General features: G+C 44.8%; 16 protein-coding genes. 5 read left to right on the plus strand and 11 right to left on the minus strand.

All coding sequences use genetic code 11. From position 1 onward, the window contains the following. Positions 1-2: 2 nt before the first annotated feature. The gene (gene rppH / locus CDZ87_RS04890) at positions 3-521 is read right to left on the minus strand and encodes an RNA pyrophosphohydrolase (RefSeq protein WP_100752447.1); all 519 of its coding nucleotides are present in this window, start codon (positions 519-521) and stop codon (positions 3-5) included. A gap of 618 nt (positions 522-1139) precedes the next feature. On the opposite strand from rppH, the gene mutH reads away from it, so the two are divergent. Further along, positions 1140-1805 (plus strand): DNA mismatch repair endonuclease MutH, encoded by a 666-nt coding sequence (mutH, locus tag CDZ87_RS04895; RefSeq protein WP_100752564.1) that lies wholly within the window; start codon positions 1140-1142, stop codon positions 1803-1805. Here the strand turns inward: mutH and CDZ87_RS04900 are convergent. Continuing rightward, positions 1802-2113 (minus strand): DUF6482 family protein, encoded by a 312-nt coding sequence (locus CDZ87_RS04900; RefSeq protein WP_038173917.1) that lies wholly within the window; start codon positions 2111-2113, stop codon positions 1802-1804. The genes mutH and CDZ87_RS04900 overlap by 4 nt on opposite strands. Before the next feature lie 129 nt (positions 2114-2242). On the opposite strand from CDZ87_RS04900, the gene CDZ87_RS04905 reads away from it, so the two are divergent. Next, positions 2243-3277: an NADP(H)-dependent aldo-keto reductase gene (locus CDZ87_RS04905; protein WP_100752448.1), complete on the plus strand. Its 1035-nt coding sequence runs from the start codon at positions 2243-2245 to the stop codon at positions 3275-3277. A gap of 37 nt (positions 3278-3314) precedes the next feature. On the opposite strand, the gene CDZ87_RS04910 is transcribed toward CDZ87_RS04905, so the two are convergent. The 5 genes from CDZ87_RS04910 to brnQ form a co-directional block, all read right to left on the minus strand. Then, positions 3315-3566 (minus strand): hypothetical protein, encoded by a 252-nt coding sequence (locus tag CDZ87_RS04910; RefSeq protein WP_038173914.1) that lies wholly within the window; start codon positions 3564-3566, stop codon positions 3315-3317. A gap of 501 nt (positions 3567-4067) precedes the next feature. After that, positions 4068-5402, minus strand: coding sequence for a cyclic-di-GMP-binding transcriptional regulator VpsR (gene vpsR / locus CDZ87_RS04915; protein WP_100752449.1), 1335 nt, complete (start codon positions 5400-5402; stop codon positions 4068-4070). Positions 5403-5738: 336 nt separating this feature from the next. Further along, the gene (gene lysS / locus CDZ87_RS04920) at positions 5739-7271 is read right to left on the minus strand and encodes a lysine--tRNA ligase (RefSeq protein ID WP_100752450.1); all 1533 of its coding nucleotides are present in this window, start codon (positions 7269-7271) and stop codon (positions 5739-5741) included. A 40-nt stretch (positions 7272-7311) separates the two neighbouring features. Continuing rightward, positions 7312-8410, minus strand: a protein-coding gene (gene prfB / locus CDZ87_RS04925; protein ID WP_100752451.1) for a peptide chain release factor 2 whose coding sequence is annotated in 2 segments (ribosomal slippage) — positions 7312-8334 and positions 8336-8410 — 1098 coding nt in all. Because the reading frame shifts where the segments join, the coding sequence is not laid out codon by codon here. A gap of 162 nt (positions 8411-8572) precedes the next feature. Next, on the minus strand, positions 8573-9886 hold the full coding sequence (gene brnQ / locus CDZ87_RS04930) for a branched-chain amino acid transport system II carrier protein (RefSeq protein WP_100752452.1): 1314 nt from the start codon (positions 9884-9886) through the stop codon (positions 8573-8575). 317 nt (positions 9887-10203) lie between these two features. Between brnQ and CDZ87_RS04935 the strand changes: the two genes are divergently transcribed. Together CDZ87_RS04935 and srmB are read left to right on the plus strand one after the other, a co-directional pair. Then, positions 10204-10911 (plus strand): tRNA1(Val) (adenine(37)-N6)-methyltransferase, encoded by a 708-nt coding sequence (locus CDZ87_RS04935; protein WP_100752453.1) that lies wholly within the window; start codon positions 10204-10206, stop codon positions 10909-10911. Between the two features lie 88 nt (positions 10912-10999). Then, a complete protein-coding gene (gene srmB / locus CDZ87_RS04940; protein WP_100752454.1) occupies positions 11000-12238 on the plus strand; it encodes an ATP-dependent RNA helicase SrmB in 1239 nt (412 codons plus the stop codon). Between the two features lie 206 nt (positions 12239-12444). Here srmB and prfC read toward each other — a convergent pair whose 3' ends face one another. Next, the gene (prfC, locus tag CDZ87_RS04945; protein ID WP_100752455.1) at positions 12445-14034 is read right to left on the minus strand and encodes a peptide chain release factor 3; all 1590 of its coding nucleotides are present in this window, start codon (positions 14032-14034) and stop codon (positions 12445-12447) included. 215 nt (positions 14035-14249) lie between these two features. Between prfC and CDZ87_RS04950 the strand changes: the two genes are divergently transcribed. Beyond that, positions 14250-16301 (plus strand): putative bifunctional diguanylate cyclase/phosphodiesterase, encoded by a 2052-nt coding sequence (locus CDZ87_RS04950; protein WP_100752456.1) that lies wholly within the window; start codon positions 14250-14252, stop codon positions 16299-16301. 5 nt (positions 16302-16306) lie between these two features. Here CDZ87_RS04950 and rimI read toward each other — a convergent pair whose 3' ends face one another. From rimI to glmM, 3 genes are all read right to left on the minus strand, one after another. Continuing rightward, positions 16307-16759 carry a ribosomal protein S18-alanine N-acetyltransferase gene (gene rimI, locus CDZ87_RS04955; RefSeq protein WP_100752457.1) on the minus strand — a complete coding sequence of 151 codons (453 nt, stop codon included), beginning with the start codon at positions 16757-16759 and terminating at the stop codon, positions 16307-16309. Between the two features lie 2 nt (positions 16760-16761). After that, positions 16762-17160, minus strand: a complete 399-nt coding sequence (locus CDZ87_RS04960) for a DNA polymerase III subunit psi (RefSeq protein ID WP_100752458.1) — start codon at positions 17158-17160, stop codon at positions 16762-16764. A gap of 112 nt (positions 17161-17272) precedes the next feature. After that, positions 17273-18613: a phosphoglucosamine mutase gene (glmM, locus tag CDZ87_RS04965; protein ID WP_100752459.1), complete on the minus strand. Its 1341-nt coding sequence runs from the start codon at positions 18611-18613 to the stop codon at positions 17273-17275. Positions 18614-18618: the final 5 nt, after the last annotated feature.

Here is an 18618-nt window from a genome sequence, read left to right on the forward strand (position 1 = left end):
GCCTACCCTCTTCGGTGTTTACGTTTGCCTTTTGTTCTGCGTTCCTTGAATGGCATTGCCATTGAGACAAACTCTTTCATCGCTCGACGGTACACATCACGCTTGAAGGAAACCACTTGCCTGACAGGATACCAATAACTTACCCAACGCCAACCATCAAATTCAGGGGAATTACCACGCTGCATGTTGATACGAGATTCATCGCAATCCAAGCGCAATAGAAACCATTTCTGTTTTTGGCCAATACAAACCGGTTTTGAATCCCAACGAACAAGGCGCTTTGGTAACTTATATCTTAACCAGTGACGACTTGTCGCGACGATTTTCACGTCTTTTTTGGTCAGGCCAACTTCTTCATATAGTTCCCTATACATAGCCTGTTCTGGGGTTTCCCCCTCATCAATCCCACCTTGGGGAAATTGCCAAGAGTGTTGTCCGTATCGTTTTGCCCAGAAGACCTGACCATGGCTGTTACAGATTACAATACCGACATTTAAGCGGTAACCGTCGCCATCTATCACTGGCCAACCTCTAATAATATCTTTAATTACACTGATTTTTCCACATATCCCCAATATGAGCAAACTTACTAGTGTGACTCACACAGAAAATATGACTATACACAGCCATTATGGATAACTTTTAATCAAAACCTTGGTTACTCACATCAGGATGAGACCTAGTCCACATTTATTCACCTTTTCTGTGTATAACCATGTGAAAAATACGCGCGCAACTGATCATTTAAACATCATCGCTCTTTTTTAATTCTAACACTGCACCAAGAAGGTTATTATTTTTCTTTTATTTTCATGATGTTATCGTAAAAACCTCATGAACATCAGGCAAAAAATCACCAGAAATAATCCCCACCCACAGATCGGTCAAAGATCCACCACGCTTGTATTTATCCACACCACCACATCAACCTTGAGCTTAAAATGGAAATTTCAACCACTTTTCGCTACAAAAACCACTGTTAATTCATACATGTTCGGTTTTTTTCCTTTATAACGTCATTATCTTGTGGATAAGTTGCTGATTGATGATCTTTTCTCCACTATGATCAATATCTCTTCAGTCGATATTTACTCAAGTTAGGTTACAATAGGCGCCTGCACTATGAGTTATCAATGATCATGAAGACTGAACCCCAATCAGAGCAAGAACTACTAACACGAGCGAACAGTATCGCTGGCATCAGCTTTCAAGAGCTCGCCGATGAAGCTAAAATTGATGTCCCGCCCGATTTACGCCGCGATAAAGGCTGGGTGGGCCAGCTGCTTGAATGGCATTTAGGGGCGAGCGCAGGAAGCAAACCACAGCAAGATTTCGAACAGCTCGGAATAGAACTCAAGACCATTCCTATCAGCTACAGTGGTAAACCCCTTGAAACGACCTTTGTCTGTGTCGCGCCATTAATTGGTGTTCACGGATTAACATGGGAAACCAGTCATGTGCGCAATAAACTGTCTCGAGTGTTATGGGTACCAGTCGAAGGAGAGCGAGAAATCCCTCTTGGAGAGCGATGTGTCGGCTCTCCACTTATTTGGTCTCCCACTCAAGAACAACAGCAGCAGTTAAAAGCAGATTGGGAAGAGTTAATGGAAATGATCGTGCTTGGGCGTGTTGAGCAGATCAACGCCCGTCACGGTGAGGTCATGCAATTGAGGCCAAAAGCGGCCAATGGCCGAGTGTTAACTGAAGCTTATGGCGCGAGCGGTAAACCAATAAAGACGCTGCCAAGAGGGTTCTATTTAAGAACCCAGTTCACCGCGCAGCTATTAGAGCAACACTTTGTTTAATGAGTGGTTATTGGCAATTCTAGATCATGGAACATCGGACCATCGCTAGCCCCACACTCATCGTAAGCATTATGCAGCCTTAGGTATGCCCGCTCGACACCGAGACGCTGTAGTTCTTCTTTGACCCGTTCTAGAGATTCAAAGTGAACGGGTTTATCATCGACTCGAATCGGTTCGAGTTTGTGCTTGTACTCCACCGCAAGCAAGTAGTGTGACAGGTCAGAACAGCTGATAACAAACACCTTTGGTGGTTGATAACTTTCCTTATGTTGACCATGGATCCATTTGTCTAACTGACTTTTTTGCATAGTTCACCTCCACTATTGAGTATTAGCCAACCCTAAGCATTTTGCGAATTTGTTGCACAAGCCTCTTTTCATCTTCTACTTAAATCCCCTATAGTGGGATCACTTGAACTGTTACGACAAGGAAGATCTATGCAATACAACAAGTTACCTCACTCAACATTGGAAGTGAGTAAGATCTGTCTTGGCACCATGACTTTTGGTGAGCAAAACACGCAACAAGAAGCCTTTAACCAGCTTGATTATGCGTTGGAACGCGGGGTCAATTTTATCGACACCGCAGAAATGTACCCCGTTCCACCAAGTGGCAAAAGCCAAGGGTTAACCGAACAATATATCGGCAATTGGTTAGCCAAATCCGGTAAGCGCGAAAAAGTGGTACTGGCGACAAAAATCGCAGGCCCACGTAATGTACCTTATATTCGTGACAACATGAGTTTAGATCGGCGCAATGTTCATCTCGCCATTGACGACAGTCTCAAACGTCTGCAAACCGACTACGTTGACCTCTATCAATTGCATTGGCCACAACGTCAAACCAACTGCTTCGGTCAACTCAACTACCCATACCCTGATGAACAGCAAGAAGTAACCCTGATTGAAACATTAGAGGCGTTGGCAGAGCTTATCAAGGCCGGTAAAATTCGTTATATCGGTGTATCAAATGAGACACCATGGGGCGTGATGTCTTTACTGCGTTTAGCCGAAAAGCATGATCTTCCACGTATCGTTTCTATCCAAAACCCATACAATCTGCTTAACCGCAGCTTTGAAGTTGGGCTATCAGAAATTAGTCACTATGAGGGAGTACAACTGCTCGCCTACTCTCCGCTCGCTTTCGGTTGCTTAAGTGGCAAATATTTAAACGGAGCAAGGCCAAAAGATGCACGCTGCTCGTTGTTTGAACGTTTTGTACGCTACTTTACTCCGCAAGGGGAGCAAGCTACCAAAGCGTACGTGGATTTAGCGAAAGCTCATGGTCTTGAGCCGACACAAATGGCTCTTGCCTTTGTCAACCAGAGACCATTTGTCGCCGCCAACATCATTGGGGCGACAAATCTGGATCAGCTTAAAGCCAATATTGATAGTTTAGATGTCGTATTGTCAGATGAGTTGCTTCAAGGTATTCAAGAGATTGGTACGACGTATTCCAACCCTTGTCCTTAGATGATACGGAGCAGGTGAAGCAACCTACCCCTTGAGATTACGTCGGTATTCGCGCACTCAGGACTCGACGAAGATGACGAACACGACGCTTGGCTTTAACGATGTCAGGCTCAGACGTGCCGATTGGACGACCATCTTGTTCAAGGCCAATATCTTTTAGTAGATAAGCATTGTTCCAAGGGATCTGGTAAGCATCACGTCTTATTTTACGTTTCCATTGACGATCTTCACGACGTAAATCAGCCTTAATCAATAGTGTGGCAAGTTTTAGATATACAGAATGACTCATGGTTTTTCTCCAGTTGCATTGAGACTGGGAAAAGACAACGACTACGAGCTTATCAAACACTTTTAATTCGCTGCTTTTCCGCAGCCAATTAAAAATAAAAGGATACGGGCTAATTACATGATTTATTTAACTTACGATCAGACATGGCAGACGCGAATGTATTCGCAGCCAGCGTAATGATGAATAGATCGTGAGAAGCGCAAACTGTAGTTTGAACGGTGAAGTGGTTCATGGTGCGCCTCCTAAGCTAAAATGTAATTAATCCGAAGTTGAATGGGTATGAGCCTTTAGCTCATGGTTAAATTCTAACCTCAGCGATGATTTATTCAACTGCTTTATCATCAATATAACCAAAACGACGAGATCAACTGAAATCTCGGCAGGTAACTGAAACAAAAGAAGATATTTATCTTAGTTATGTGTAGGTATTGGTGAATTATTTTTATATATAAAAAAGCCACAAAGAGCAACTTGTGGCTTTTTAAACGACAAAACAATCAATTACACAGCAATATCTGTGATCAGATTGTGCTTGTTTAATAATCGGTACATGGTGGCACGCGAGACACCTAACTCTTTGGCTGCCATCGAAACCTGCCCAGAGTGGGACTCCAAAACCAACAACAATGCATCCCGCTCACTACGTTCACGAATGCTTTTAAGACTACGTCGATTTTCACTGCGTTTTGGCAAGTCTAAATCACACTCGTCGAGCATTACCGTTTCCGACATCAACACTACTCGTTTTATCTGATTCATCAGTTCACGGACATTGCCTGGCCAATGATAACGAGCCAGCGCACGACTGGCTTCTTCGGTAAAACTGCGAGCCTGAGCATTATACTCTTTGGAGTATTCTTGCAAGAAATGGCGTGCGAGTATCGTTACATCACCTGACCGTTCTTTTAGACTCGGTACACTGATGCGTAACACATTAATGTAGTGGTATAACTCTTCATTAAAGTCACCATCTATCAATGCTTTTTCAATATCGGCTGAGTTTGCCGCCAATACACGTACATCCACTTCTTTTCGCCCCGAGACTGTATCAACCATCCCCTCTTGCAAGAAGCGCAATAGGTTGTATTGCTGCGATCTCGGTAGTGTCAAAATGTTATTAAGCAAAATCGTTCCGCCATCGGCTTTCTCGAGAATCGATGGCTCGTTATGATCTTCACGATTAATACCAAATAGATCACTTTCAATCCGGCGCTCAGACATTGCACGGCAATTAACCGAAATAAACGCTTTATTTGCTCTTGCCGATGTACGATGCACCGCCCGTGCCACCGTCTCTTTACCTGTGCCGCTCTCACCATAAATAAGAATGCTGACATCCGTTGGTCCAATGCGTTTCACTTGATCGCGTAGACGTTTGACTGGCATAGAGTCACCGATAAGCCCCATATCACTCTGATTGCCATAATGTGGCCACACTTTTTTTTCTAGTTTGAGCATACCAAGCTGGTGACCAATGGTACTGAGCAGTTGTGCATCAGGAATGGGCGCCGTGAAGAAATCGATACAGAAGTTAACGATAAACTGACAGATGGTGTCAGAGCTCAGTTGAGACTCACGAATAAAAGCTAACCAGCGCACTTGCTTGTGCTTACTCACCAAGTTAGCAATGCCATTTAAACTGAATTCATCATGGCTGAGATCGACAATACCGATACAGGGCCCCGTTTCAGTGAAGAGAGTATCCGCTTGACGTAAATCACCGCATTGAGTACATCGCCACCCAACCTGTTCTAGTACAGAAAGCCATGGTTCGTAGGTCCCCCCGACCACGACCAAAGAACCGGGAACGGAGTCCATTCGGAATTGACTACGCATGACGCTTGTTCCTTATTATTTACAATGTCAATATCATTGCCTACTTAGGCATAGTATCTGTGATGTTGTTACATTATAGAGACTGGACTCAAGAATCTGTCTCAATTATAAGACTAGTGGTCAAATTACCTTTTTCTCTACATAGAGAAAGACGCGTAAATTTTTTTTGTGGCTAATATCGCACTTTAAAATACATACCAAATACAGTGTGATAAAGATTGTTGAACGGAGTTTAACCAACCTAGCAGGATGCGACTCTATTGCTTAATCGCAAAAATGGAAAAAGCCATCCGAAGATGGCTTTTATTATAGTTGCTTTCCCTTAAGACTTAAGACTTAAGCTTGTGGACGCATCGCTGGAAATAGAATCACGTCACGAATGGTATGCGTATTAGTAAACAACATCGCGAGGCGGTCAATACCAATGCCCTGACCAGCTGTTGGTGGCAAACCATGCTCAAGTGCGGTGATGTAGTCAGCGTCGTAGTACATCGCTTCGTCGTCACCGGCATCTTTTGCGTCGACTTGCGCTTTAAAGCGCGCGTCTTGATCTTCGGCATCGTTAAGCTCAGAGAAACCATTCGCAACTTCACGGCCACCGATAAAAAACTCAAAACGATCGGTAAAGAATGGATTATCATCGCTACGACGTGCCAACGGCGAAATGTCTGCTGGGTAGCCAGTAATAAAGGTTGGTTGCATAAGCTGAGGTTCAGCGGTTTCACCAAAAATCTCTTCGAGCAATTGGCCGCATGTCCAGAACGATTCAACGTCAACATGTACTGATTTCGCAATCGCAACCATCTTCTCACGGTCTTGTAGATCCGCTTCCGTTAACGCTTGAATTTCTGCGTGTTCAGGGTTGTAGTGCTTGATCGCTTCAAACATGCTCATACGCGCGTAAGTACCGCCGAACTCAACCGTCTCTTCGCCGTAAGGCATCGACGTTGAACCAAGCACTTCCATTGCCACGGTACTTAGCATCTCTTCAGTCAGATCCATCAGATCTTTGTAGTCAGCGTAAGCTTGGTAGAATTCCATCATAGTGAATTCAGGATTGTGACGTGGAGAAAGTCCTTCGTTACGGAAGTTACGGTTGATTTCGAATACACGATCAAAACCACCAACCACCAAACGCTTAAGGTAAAGTTCAGGTGCAACACGCAAGAACATATCGATATCGAGCGCGTTGTGATGAGTAATAAATGGGCGCGCGGTTGCACCACCAGGAATCACATGCATCATTGGCGTTTCAACTTCTAGATAGCCTTTTGAGCTCATAAAATTACGAATCGCTGAAACCAACTTAGAACGTATGATAAACGCGTGACGTGAGTCTTCGTTGACAATCAGATCAACGTAACGCTGGCGATAACGCATCTCTTGATCAGTTAGGCCATGAAACTTCTCTGGCAGAGGTCGTAGCGCTTTGGTCAGCAGCTCATACTCTTCCATGTTAACGTAAAGATCGCCTTTACCTGATTTATGTAGTGCACCTTTAACGCCGATGATGTCACCGATATCAAGGCCTTGATACTGCTCCTTGAGCGCTTTCTGAACGTCTTTTGCTGCGTAAGCTTGAATACGGCCAGATGTCTCTTGAATAACGAGGAATGGCCCACGTTTTGCCATAATACGACCCGCAATCGCCACCACGTGGTTTAGCGCTTCTAGCTCTTCCTTACTCTTGTCACCGAACTCTTTTTGTAGGTCGCCCGCCAATGCGTCACGACGAAAGTCGTTTGGGTGGCCGTTGGCTTTACAGCCCTTGCGAATCTCGTCCAATTTCGCGCGGCGTTCAGCAATCAGCTTATTCTCTTCAGGTGATTGGGCTTCTTGTTCGGTGTCGTTTTGAACAGCATCAGTCATTTTCGATGTATCCTGTTTCGCTTGAGTGTCGGTGAAAAGCTTAAAGACCTGATTTCAGGCTAGCTTCGATAAATTTGTCTAAATCGCCGTCAAGAACCGCTTGAGTATTACGATTTTCAACGCCGGTACGTAAGTCTTTGATGCGTGAGTCATCGAGAACGTAAGAACGGATCTGGCTTCCCCAGCCTATATCTGACTTCGCATCTTCATTGGCTTGCTTCTCGGCATTCTGTTTTTGAAGCTCAAGTTCAAACAGTTTGGCACGAAGCTGTTTCATTGCCTGATCTTTATTTTTATGCTGCGAGCGATCGTTCTGACATTGCACGACGGTATTGGTCGGTACGTGAGTAATACGTACCGCGGACTCAGTCGTGTTGACGTGCTGACCACCAGCGCCCGAAGCACGGTATACGTCAATACGTAAATCAGACGGATTAATGTCGATATTGATGTTGTCATCAATCTCTGGATAAATAAACGCAGAAGCAAACGAAGTATGGCGACGACCACTTGAATCAAACGGAGACTTACGAACCAAACGATGTACGCCAGTTTCAGTACGTAGCCAGCCGTAAGCATACTCACCAGAGACCTTCACAGTGGCACCTTTCAAACCCGCTACTTCGCCTTCAGAAACTTCAATCACTTCAGTTTTGAAGCCTTTCGCTTCAGCCCAGCGTAAATACATCCGCAATAGCATTGAAGTCCAGTCTTGCGCCTCTGTACCCCCAGAACCTGATTGTAGATCGATATAACAATCCGATGAGTCATGATCACCAGAAAACATACGGCGAAATTCTAGTTTTTCGAGCTTAGCTTCAAGCTCAGCAAGCTCAGGCTCAACTTCATCAAACGTCTCTTGATCTTCTTCTTCAACAGCAAGTTCAAGTAAACCTTCTACGTCTTCGACACCTTGCTCAAGCTGATCAATGGTTTCAACAACCGCTTCAAGGGAAGAACGTTCTTTACCTAACGCTTGCGCGCGCTCAGGTTCGTTCCATACATCGGGTTGCTCTAGTTCTGCGTTGACTTCTTCTAAACGCTCTTTCTTGGCGTCATAGTCAAAGATACCCCCTCAGGACATTAGTGCGCTCAGACACGTCCTTCAGGCGGTTTTTAATAGGATTGATTTCAAACATGTTTGCTCAACATTTATGAGTAGAATTTAACCGGAGAATTGTACTGAAAAGTGTGACGAAGATACAGGAATTTTTTAAACGTTAATCAAAATCCAGAGCAACAAAAAACCCCCTGTCACGCCTGACGTGAGAGGGGATTTTCCAGCATTGCTACAAGACGAATTATGCGTTGTCCTGAGCTAGTTCTGGTTGCTCCACTTTACCGACAAAGAACATCGCAACGATGGCCACCGTCGTTGGCAGTAACCACCCCATACCGATATCAAATAGTGGCAACATCGAAAGTGCCGACACATCAACACCCGCAACCTTGGCAGCATCAATCAGTGCGAACAATAAAGAGACCAAAATAACCACGCGATAAGCCGCTTGTGGATTAGGCATTTTTGGACGTAAGAACGTCAAAGCAACCAAGGCAATCGCCACAGGATAAAGCGCAAACAATACGGGCACAGAGAGCGAGATCAATTGCGAAAGACCAACGTTCGCAACCACTGCGCACGCAACACCGTTAATGATCACCCAACTCTTATACGAGATTGGCGTCAGTGAACTGAAGTAATCAGAACATGCTGAGATCAGGCCAATTGCCGTGGTTAAACAGGCCAATAGTACAATGATTGATAATACGATTTGACCGTATGGACCAAACAATGATTGCACGTAAAGGCTCAGCACCACACCACCATTATCCGCCCCCGCAGCAACAGTAGCGCTCGTCGCACCTAAGTAGAATAGTGAAATATACACAAACGCAAGGCCAGTCGCGGCGATACACGCCGCGCTAATCAAGTATTTTGAGGTCGCTTTTTGATCAGTAATGCCTTTTTGACGAAGTGCATCAACAATCAATACACCAAACATTAGTGAACCAAAGGTATCCATGGTGTTGTAACCTTCAAGGAAGCCTTTTTGCAATGGATGCGTTAGATATTCACCTTGCGCAGCTATCATTTCACCTTGCGGATCAATAAAAACCGCAACCGCTAAAACGATCAAGCCCAAAAACAGCACTGGCGTTAACACTTTACCAATCACATCAATTAATTTGCCTTGTGACCAAGCAAAAAACATCGCGACAACAAAAAAGAGCATCGAAAAAATCGTTAAGTGAGACTGCGCAGCATCAATGAAGAAAGGTTTTACCGCCATTTCATAAGCGACCAAGCCAGTACGTGGCGCAGCAAACGCTGGACCAATAATAATGAAGATCAACACGGCCATAATGGTTGCGCCACGTTTGGGGAGATCTTTGGTCAAATGCTCCCATGAACCACCCGCGACGGCAATCGCAATAATAGTGATAAGTGGTAGACCTACCGCTGTGACTAAGAACCCGCTCATCGCAGCGAATAAATTATCCCCTGCGAGTTGTCCTGCTAACGGTGGAAATATAATATTTCCTGCACCTAAAAAGAACGCGAAAAGCATAAAGCCTACCGCAATAATATCTGTTAGTTTTAAAGTCTGATTCACTGTCGACCCTTTTATTTATAATTTAATTGATGTTGTGTTACATGAGTGTTGAGACATAGCGCACACTCTTTAAAATAGGCGCGCATGATGACGAAATCCTCACCAAGTCGCAACCCAAAGGCGAAAAACGCCATATAAATTTATAAATAAGTCAAAAATGCAGTGCATTTATCTGGGTTTTCAAAAATAATCAGACTAATAAACTAACCACCTTTAGCTACAAATGACCAACACGCAGTGCGAATTGCTAAACGAAAAATTAACAACAGGTTAAATAACTCAACGTCCCATTATTAATCGACGCAACGTAGATAGAAATGAAAAAAACCAAAAGCTTTGAGTTCAAACAATTTAGAATCGATGGCGGATATTCTGGCATGCCGGTGAGCACTGATGGCGTCTTGCTTGGTTCTTGGGTCAATCTCAGTCAGGACGGCAATCTACTGGATATCGGCACGGGTACTGGCTTACTGAGCTTAATGTGTGCTCAGCGCTATCCACAATGCTCAATTGAAGCGATTGATATCGATCCGCATGCCCTTGACGCCGCTCAGATCAACTTTTCTCAATCAGCATGGGCTAAACGCTTAAAGCTACATCAAGGTGATGTCCTTAATTTTCCATGCGATAAACTTTTTAGTGCGATTATTTGTAACCCACCTTATTTTAACAATGGCGCAAAGGCGCAAGACCACTCGCGTGCAACCGCGAGACATACTGTTAAGCTTAATCATCGAGCGCTATTGGATAAATGCTGGCAGTTACTCGCCGCCGATGGCAGTGCGCATTTTATTTTGCCGATCACGGAAGGGGAGCAATTTATTCAAGCGGCATTAACGAGTGGTTGGCAGCTAAAACGTCGCTGCGACGTGCAACCAAATCAACATAAACCTGTTCATCGCTTACTAATAGAAGTAAGTAAACAAGCAAGTACAACAGAATATCAATCATTGATCATTTCCCACAGTCACGGGTACAGCGCAGACTTTATTCATTTAACCAAAGCGTTTTATCTTAATATGTAGAAAATAAGGTGTGATCCTTGTCACCGATCACTCTATAATACGCCTCTTGTTTTATTGCTCATCCCAACAGGCTTGTGGAGACATCATAGTGATCAAAAATTTTGCCGAATTAGAGTTAGACCCTAACCTACTTCTCGCGATAGAAGAAATGGGGTATGACCGCCCAACACAAATTCAGGCGGAAGCGATTCCACAAGCTCTAGATGGTCGAGATATCTTAGCTTCAGCGCCAACAGGAACCGGTAAAACAGCGGCATTTATTCTACCTGCCCTGCAGTTTTTACAAGACTTCCCGCGCCGTAAACCTGGGCCTGCTCGTGTACTGGTACTGACCCCCACTCGTGAATTGGCGATGCAAGTTGCCGATCAAGCACGTGAGCTGGCAAAACATACGACCCTCAACATCTTTACCATCACCGGCGGCGTTCAATATCAAGAACATGCCAACATTCTTGCGACTACGCAGGATATTGTCGTTGCAACGCCAGGACGCTTGATGGAGTATATCAATTCAGAGCGCTTTGATTGTCGCGCAATTGAGTGGTTGATCCTTGATGAAGCCGACCGCATGCTTGATATGGGCTTTGGTCCAACCGTCGATAAACTATCGCACGAATGTCGCTGGCGTAAACAAACTCTGCTATTTTCTGCCACCTTAGAGGGCAAAGGTGTCGAGGGCTTTACTGCCGACCTACTCAAAAACCCTGCTGAACTTGATGCAGAGCCATCACGTCGTGAACGCAAAAAAATTGCACAGTGGTACCACCGTGCCGATGATATGACGCACAAACTTGAGCTGTTAAAAAAGATTCTGACAGAGCAAGCAGAGCGCTCAATTGTGTTTTTGAAAACTCGAGATCGTTTGGCTGAACTGCGCATCGAATTGGAAAAAGCGAATATAGCTTGTGCGTGGATCCAAGGCGAAATGCCACAAGATCGACGTAATAACGCCATCAGTCGCTTCCGTGACGGCAGTGTCAATGTGTTACTCGCCACTGATGTAGCGGCGCGTGGTATCGACCTTCCTGACGTGAGCCATGTGATTAACTATGATATGCCGCGCAGTGCCGATGTCTACTTGCACCGTATCGGTCGTACCGCTCGCGCAGGTAAAAAAGGCAGTGCAGTCTCACTTGTTGAAGCGCACGATCAACCAATGATTGACCGCGTGATACGTTACACTAAAGAAGAGATCAAAGAGCGCTTTATCAAAGAGATGCGTCCTAAACACAAGAAGCCCGTGTTTAAGAAAAAGAATAAGAAAAAAGAGGACAGCAAAAAGACGCCAGCTAAAAGTAAAAAGAAAAGCGCGAAAAAGAAAAAATAGCGAGCAAGTTTCTAGGGTTGGCACATTGTTCCAGCCCTTTTCTTTTAATCATCATTAGAGCACAACGAGAGCCATAACAGCCCACAACTTTTGACTCATTTATTACCAAGACCTCTGTTTGAGCGAAGCCCGTTCTCTCCCCCATAAAAAAATACCGCCTTAATAAAGACGGTATTGACATTGAATATCTTCATCGTCGAAGAAGATTAGTGTTCGCGAGTCGCGCGGAACGCCACTTCTGGAAAGCGCTCTTTAGCTAAGTTCAAGTTGACCATGGTTGGCGCAATGTAGGTGAGATTATCACCACCATCAAGGGCAAGGTTAGCTTGGTTCTTGCGTTGAAACTCATCAAACTTCTTACCATCGTCACAATCAACCCAACGTGCTGTAGCAACGTTAACTCCTTCATAGATCGCTTCTACGTTGTATTCCGCTTTCAAACGAGCCACAACCACATCAAACTGAAGTACGCCTACCGCGCCCACAATCAGGTCGTTGTTTTGCAGAGGACGAAATACCTGCACGGCACCTTCTTCTGACAACTGCACCAACCCTTTGAGTAGCTGTTTCTGCTTCAATGGATCCTTTAAACGAATACGACGGAATAGCTCCGGTGCAAAATTGGGGATACCAGCAAACTTAAGCTCTTCACCTTGAGTAAAGGTATCGCCGATTTGAATGGTTCCATGGTTGTGCAGACCAATAATATCACCCGCGTAAGCTTTTTCAGCGCGAGAACGATCACCTGCCATAAAGGTCACCGCATCAGAGATACTGACGGTTTTGCCGAGACGAACATGGTTCATCTTCATGCCTTGAGTGTATGTACCTGATACGATTCGCATAAAGGCAATACGGTCACGGTGTTTTGGATCCATGTTGGCTTGAATCTTAAAGACAAAGCCAGAGAACTTCTCTTCTGTTGCATCGACCGGACGCTCATTCGCTTGACGAGTTTGAGGCGCTGGTGCCCACTTGGTCAGGCCATCAAGCATATGGTCAACACCAAAGTTACCTAATGCCGTACCAAAATAAACTGGCGTTAATTCACCGGCTAAGAACAGCTCTAGATCAAACTCAGGGCATGCCCCCATCACCAGTTCTAATTCTTCACGGACACTTTCGGCCAAATCAGCACCAACAGCGATATCAAGTTCAGGGTTGTCTAACCCTTTAATAATACGAACGTCTTGGATTTCGTGACCATGACCAGACTCATACAAGATAGTCTCATCGCGGTGGATATGGTAAACCCCTTTAAACTCTTTACCACAACCAATCGGCCATGAAATAGGCGCACAAGCCATACCGAGTTCGCTTTCAACTTCATCCAGTACTTCCATCGGATCGCGTACATCTCGATCCAACTTGTTCATAAAAGTGACGATAGGCGTATCACGAAGTCGAGTAACTTCCATTAATTTACGAGTACGATCTTCGACACCTTTTGCCGCATCAATCACCATCAGACATGAGTCTACAGCGGTAAGAGTACGATAAGTATCTTCCGAGAAATCCTCGTGCCCTGGAGTATCAAGTAAGTTGACCAAACACTCGTTATAAGGGAACTGCATTACCGAGGTTGTTACCGAAATACCACGCTCTTTTTCCATCTCCATCCAGTCAGATTTAGCGTGCTGCGCTGATCCACGACCTTTTACGGTGCCGGCCGTTTGGATCGCGCGTCCAAACAATAGTACTTTTTCAGTAATAGTGGTTTTACCCGCATCAGGGTGCGAGATGATAGCGAAAGTCCTACGTTTAGAGACTTGATCAAGAAAAGGAGTATTGGACATCAAAAGGTCTTCTTCTGTCTTTGGGCTAGAGGAGACGAGCGCTTGATTCTAGCTCTAGCGGTTCGATTCGAATTTGCGCGGTATTCTCGCTTATATTGTCTTAATGGGCAACTTCACTGTTCAAAATGACTTAAAAACACGCGTTTTTTCCTCGATCTTAATTTATCAATAAAAATGAGCTATAACTAAAGAAGTAGAAGGAGTCGCTTGAAACTATGAAGCAGAGCAAAAAAGTCAACTCATTAGCTTTTCGCCAAGCAAAAACGGTGTTTCTAGTATCTGTTATTCTAGGACTCTGTTTCAGCTTGTATCACATTTTGGTGGATATTCATCACGAGCAAAAGCGCATTCAAGAACACTACCAATTTAAACTGTTGCAAAACTACTCGAATGCCAGTCAAGCGGCCTACCATCTTAATCAGTTACTCGCGGAGCAAGTTGCTTCGAGCCTGATGATCGATAATGCGGTATATAGCGTTAAGATTGTTGATGACTTTGGCGATATATTAACTGCCCAAGAGCGTGATATCTCGGCTAAAAACAGTTTTATTGAAGCACTCTCTTCATACCTTATCCCAACCATGCCGACGTTCACCTCCGAGTTACATCAACCTAATTCACATGTTGTCGTTGGTAGCCTGACATTTTCCGTTAATGGCGCGCATATCGCGCAAGATTTTATCAATAAAACCACCCGTATTTTACTGTTTGATTTACTGCGCAATATTATTCTTACCACCGTTCTACTGCTGTTTTTTTATCAGAAGCTTTCTAAACCGCTAGTGACCTTGATTGACTGGGTTCGCTCACTGCAAGGGGCAAACAAGGATATTCCACCGCCAACTCAATATCGTGATGACGAGCTAGGGCAATTAGCTAAGACCTTTCATACCCTATGGCAAGAGCGTGAGGCTGCTGAAGTTAAGTTAAATCAACTAGCCTACTACGACTCGTTAACGGGGCTAGCGAATCGTAGTTTGCTGCTACAAATGCTAGGGAAGGCGATTGACGATAGCCGTAGCAGTCAACTCAGCGGTGCATTGTTCTACCTCGACCTAGACCGTTTTAAAACCATCAATGATTCTCTTGGTCATACCATTGGCGATAACCTAATTAAAGCGATTTCGATGCGAATTGAAGCTTGGATAAAAAGCGACCACACCGCGGCCCGCATCGGTGGCGATGAGTTTGCCCTATTGCTGCCCAACGTTGACAGTGAAAAAGCTGAAGAGTTAGCCAAGCAACTCTTGGCGTTAATTTCCAACCCTTACTCTATTGACGATCACCAATTGTACTGTACTGTCAGCGTTGGCATATCCCTGTTCCCAACCACGAATTGCACCAATATCGATCTCCTTCGACAAGCCGATACTGCGCTCTACCGGGCCAAAGTGGCTGGTCGTAATAAATACACCTTTTACGAACCCGAGATGCAAGCACAGGTGGAGTCATTCCTTGAAATAGAAAAAGGGTTGCACGAAGCACTCAATAAAGGTCAATTAGAGCTCTACTACCAGCCTCAGGTGGATGCACAGCATCGAATTATTGGCGTCGAAGCATTAATCCGCTGGAACCATCCAGAAAAAGGACTACTACCGCCAGGGCTATTCATGCCGATAGCCGAAGAAACCGGTCAAATACTACAAATTGGTAACTGGATTATTGAGCAAGCTTGCTATCAGTACGCTCACTGGCTCAAACAAGGGATATTACCAGACACGTTCCGCAGATTAGCGATCAATATCAGCCCTCTGCAGTTTTCGAAAAGCTCTTTCGTTGAACATATTGTCGACTCATTAGCCCAGGCTGGCATCGATGGTCATCATATCGAATTAGAAATTACTGAAAACTTACTGCTGGAAAATGTCGAGGCCGCTATTGAAAAAATGAAAGAGTTAAAACAACACCATTTAAAAACATCGATTGACGATTTTGGTACTGGTTATTCATCCTTACGATATTTGAAGCACCTTTCGGTTGATGTGCTTAAAATTGACCGTTCTTTTGTCACCCAACTGCATTTGGATCAAAGTGACCAAGCGATCGTCGATACCATTATAATGACCGCACAACGCTTAAACTTAGAGGTCATCGCCGAAGGAGTAGAAGATGTGTTTGAACTTCGAGCACTCAAGAAACTAGGTTGTGAGCAGTTCCAAGGCTATCTGTTTGATAAACCATTACCTGCTAGTGAGCTTAATTCACGCTTTGAGAGAAATTTCTACGATGTGGAAGATCCAAGTGTGATTAAAACGATGCAAAAATAGCCTAGCTAGTAAAAAAACAAGTAGCTCATGATAATTGCGTCCTCTTTGCCAGTTGCGGTAGGGTAATAGTTTCGACGACGATCCACCTCATTGAAACCGAGTGTTTGGTATAGATGAAAAGCGCTGGCATTGCTTGCCCTCACCTCAAGCCAAACACTTTCGGCTTTACTCGCCTCACACTGTTCAAGCAAACCATTAAGTAATTGCTTGCCGAGTCCTTGACCTTGGTAGTCCGTTGCTATCGCAATATTGAGCAAAGTAACTTCACCGACAATATTTTGCGCATAGTAGTAGCCGACAACAGTATCGTTACTATTGATCAAAACATGGTGACAGCCACCACGACTGTTTAAATCACGAATCATACTTTCAGACCAAGGATGACTATGTGCGGCGCGCTCGATAGCCCAAACTTGATCAAGGTGTTGCTTCGCTAAAGGGATGATTGAATATGTCATACTTATTGATACGAGCAAATTTGTTGCCACAGCGCTCGGCGCTGTTGGTTATTGCCATCAATGTCACTTAAGCGTGGAGAAACTAGCGCCTTAGCACTAATCGACTCGTCAACTTCGCATCCTGCAAACCAAATCCACTCAAGGTTATGTTGAGTCACTAGACTGAGTTGATTCGGCGCGAGATAGCGCGCATCGGCCAGAGTCAAATTGATACTGGAGAGTACTCTCTCAAAAAGCTGTGCACTTTTCTCACAGGGACATTGGGGGGCAACCAGTAATAATCGACAAGATGGAGCTATCGTGATCGATGGAGCCTGATAACCTTGCAATCTTTCAGGGTGGTCCAATTGGTAGTAATCAATGCCCATTTCATGTAGCAAGGGTAACTGATCTATTTGCATACAATTTGCCATTACTTAGAAGAGCCGAATACTAGCATAAAATCGTGATAGATGGGCAAACGTGGCCTAATCAGTAAACCGCCACCTAAGTGGCGGTAAAGTGATACTACAATTAGAAACTCGCTTTTACTGCATCAGCGATCTTGAGTGCAGAAGATTGTACCAATTGAGCATCTTCGCCTTCTACCATCACGCGAATCAGAGGCTCTGTACCCGATTTACGTAACAACACTCGACCTTTATCACCCAGCTGTGCTTCTACTTCAACCACAGCGGCTTTGACCGCATCGGCTTCTAACGGGTTAGAGTCACCGGAGAAACGAACATTCTCAAGAACTTGTGGGTAAAGCGCCATACCTTGAGAGAGCTCATACAATGACATGTTGCTATCAATAACCGAAGCAAGCACCTGAAGCGCAGCCACAATCGCGTCACCAGTCGTGACTTTGTCTAGTAAAATCACATGACCCGAGTTTTCGGCGCCGATCTTCCAACCCTTGGCGATCAATTGTTCCATCACATAGCGGTCACCAACAGCGGCGCGAACAAATGGAATCCCCAACTGCTTTAGGCCGTTTTCCATGCCAAGGTTGGTCATCAGTGTACCAACAACACCGCCTTTCAACTCACCACGACGCAATGCGTCACGTGCGATGATGTAAGCAATTTGGTCGCCATCGACCTTGTTACCTAAGTGATCAACCATAATGATGCGGTCACCATCACCATCAAACGCTAGACCAAGAGCCGCTTGCTCTTCAACAACGCGCTTTTGCAATGCACGAACATCAGTGGCGCCGACTTCAGCGTTAATGTTAGTACCGTTTGGCTCAACGCCCATCGCAATGACATCTGCACCTAACTCGCTAAACACCGCTGGCGCAATGTGATACGTCGCACCATGAGCGCAGTCAACCACGATTTTTATGCCCGCCAAACTCAACGCAGATGGGAACGTGCTTTTACAAAACTCGATATAACGACCAGCAGCGTCGTTGAGACGAGTGGCTTTACCTAGCAGCGCAGATTCAACGCACTCAATATCTTTATCTAACTCAGCTTCAATCGCCAACTCAATATCATCAGGCAATTTAGTGCCTTCTGACGAAAAGAACTTAATACCATTATCATAGTATGGGTTGTGTGAGGCAGAGATAACAATCCCCGCCTCAGCGCGGAAAGTCTGTGTTAAGTAGGCAACCGCAGGCGTCGGCATTGGGCCGGTAAATGTTGCCTTTAGACCCGCAGCGGCCAACCCTGCTTCTAAGGCTGATTCAAGCATGTAGCCTGAAATGCGTGTATCTTTACCGATAATGACCTTCTTTGTACCTTGTTTAGCCAAGACACGACCTGCAGCCCAACCTAGTTTTAATACAAAATCTGGCGTAATTGGGTATTGACCCACCTTGCCTCGCACCCCGTCTGTACCAAAATAACGTCTTTTCGTCGACATAGTGA

The sequence above is a fragment of the Vibrio salilacus genome, assembly GCF_002811245.1.
Taxonomy (GTDB): domain Bacteria; phylum Pseudomonadota; class Gammaproteobacteria; order Enterobacterales; family Vibrionaceae; genus Vibrio; species Vibrio salilacus.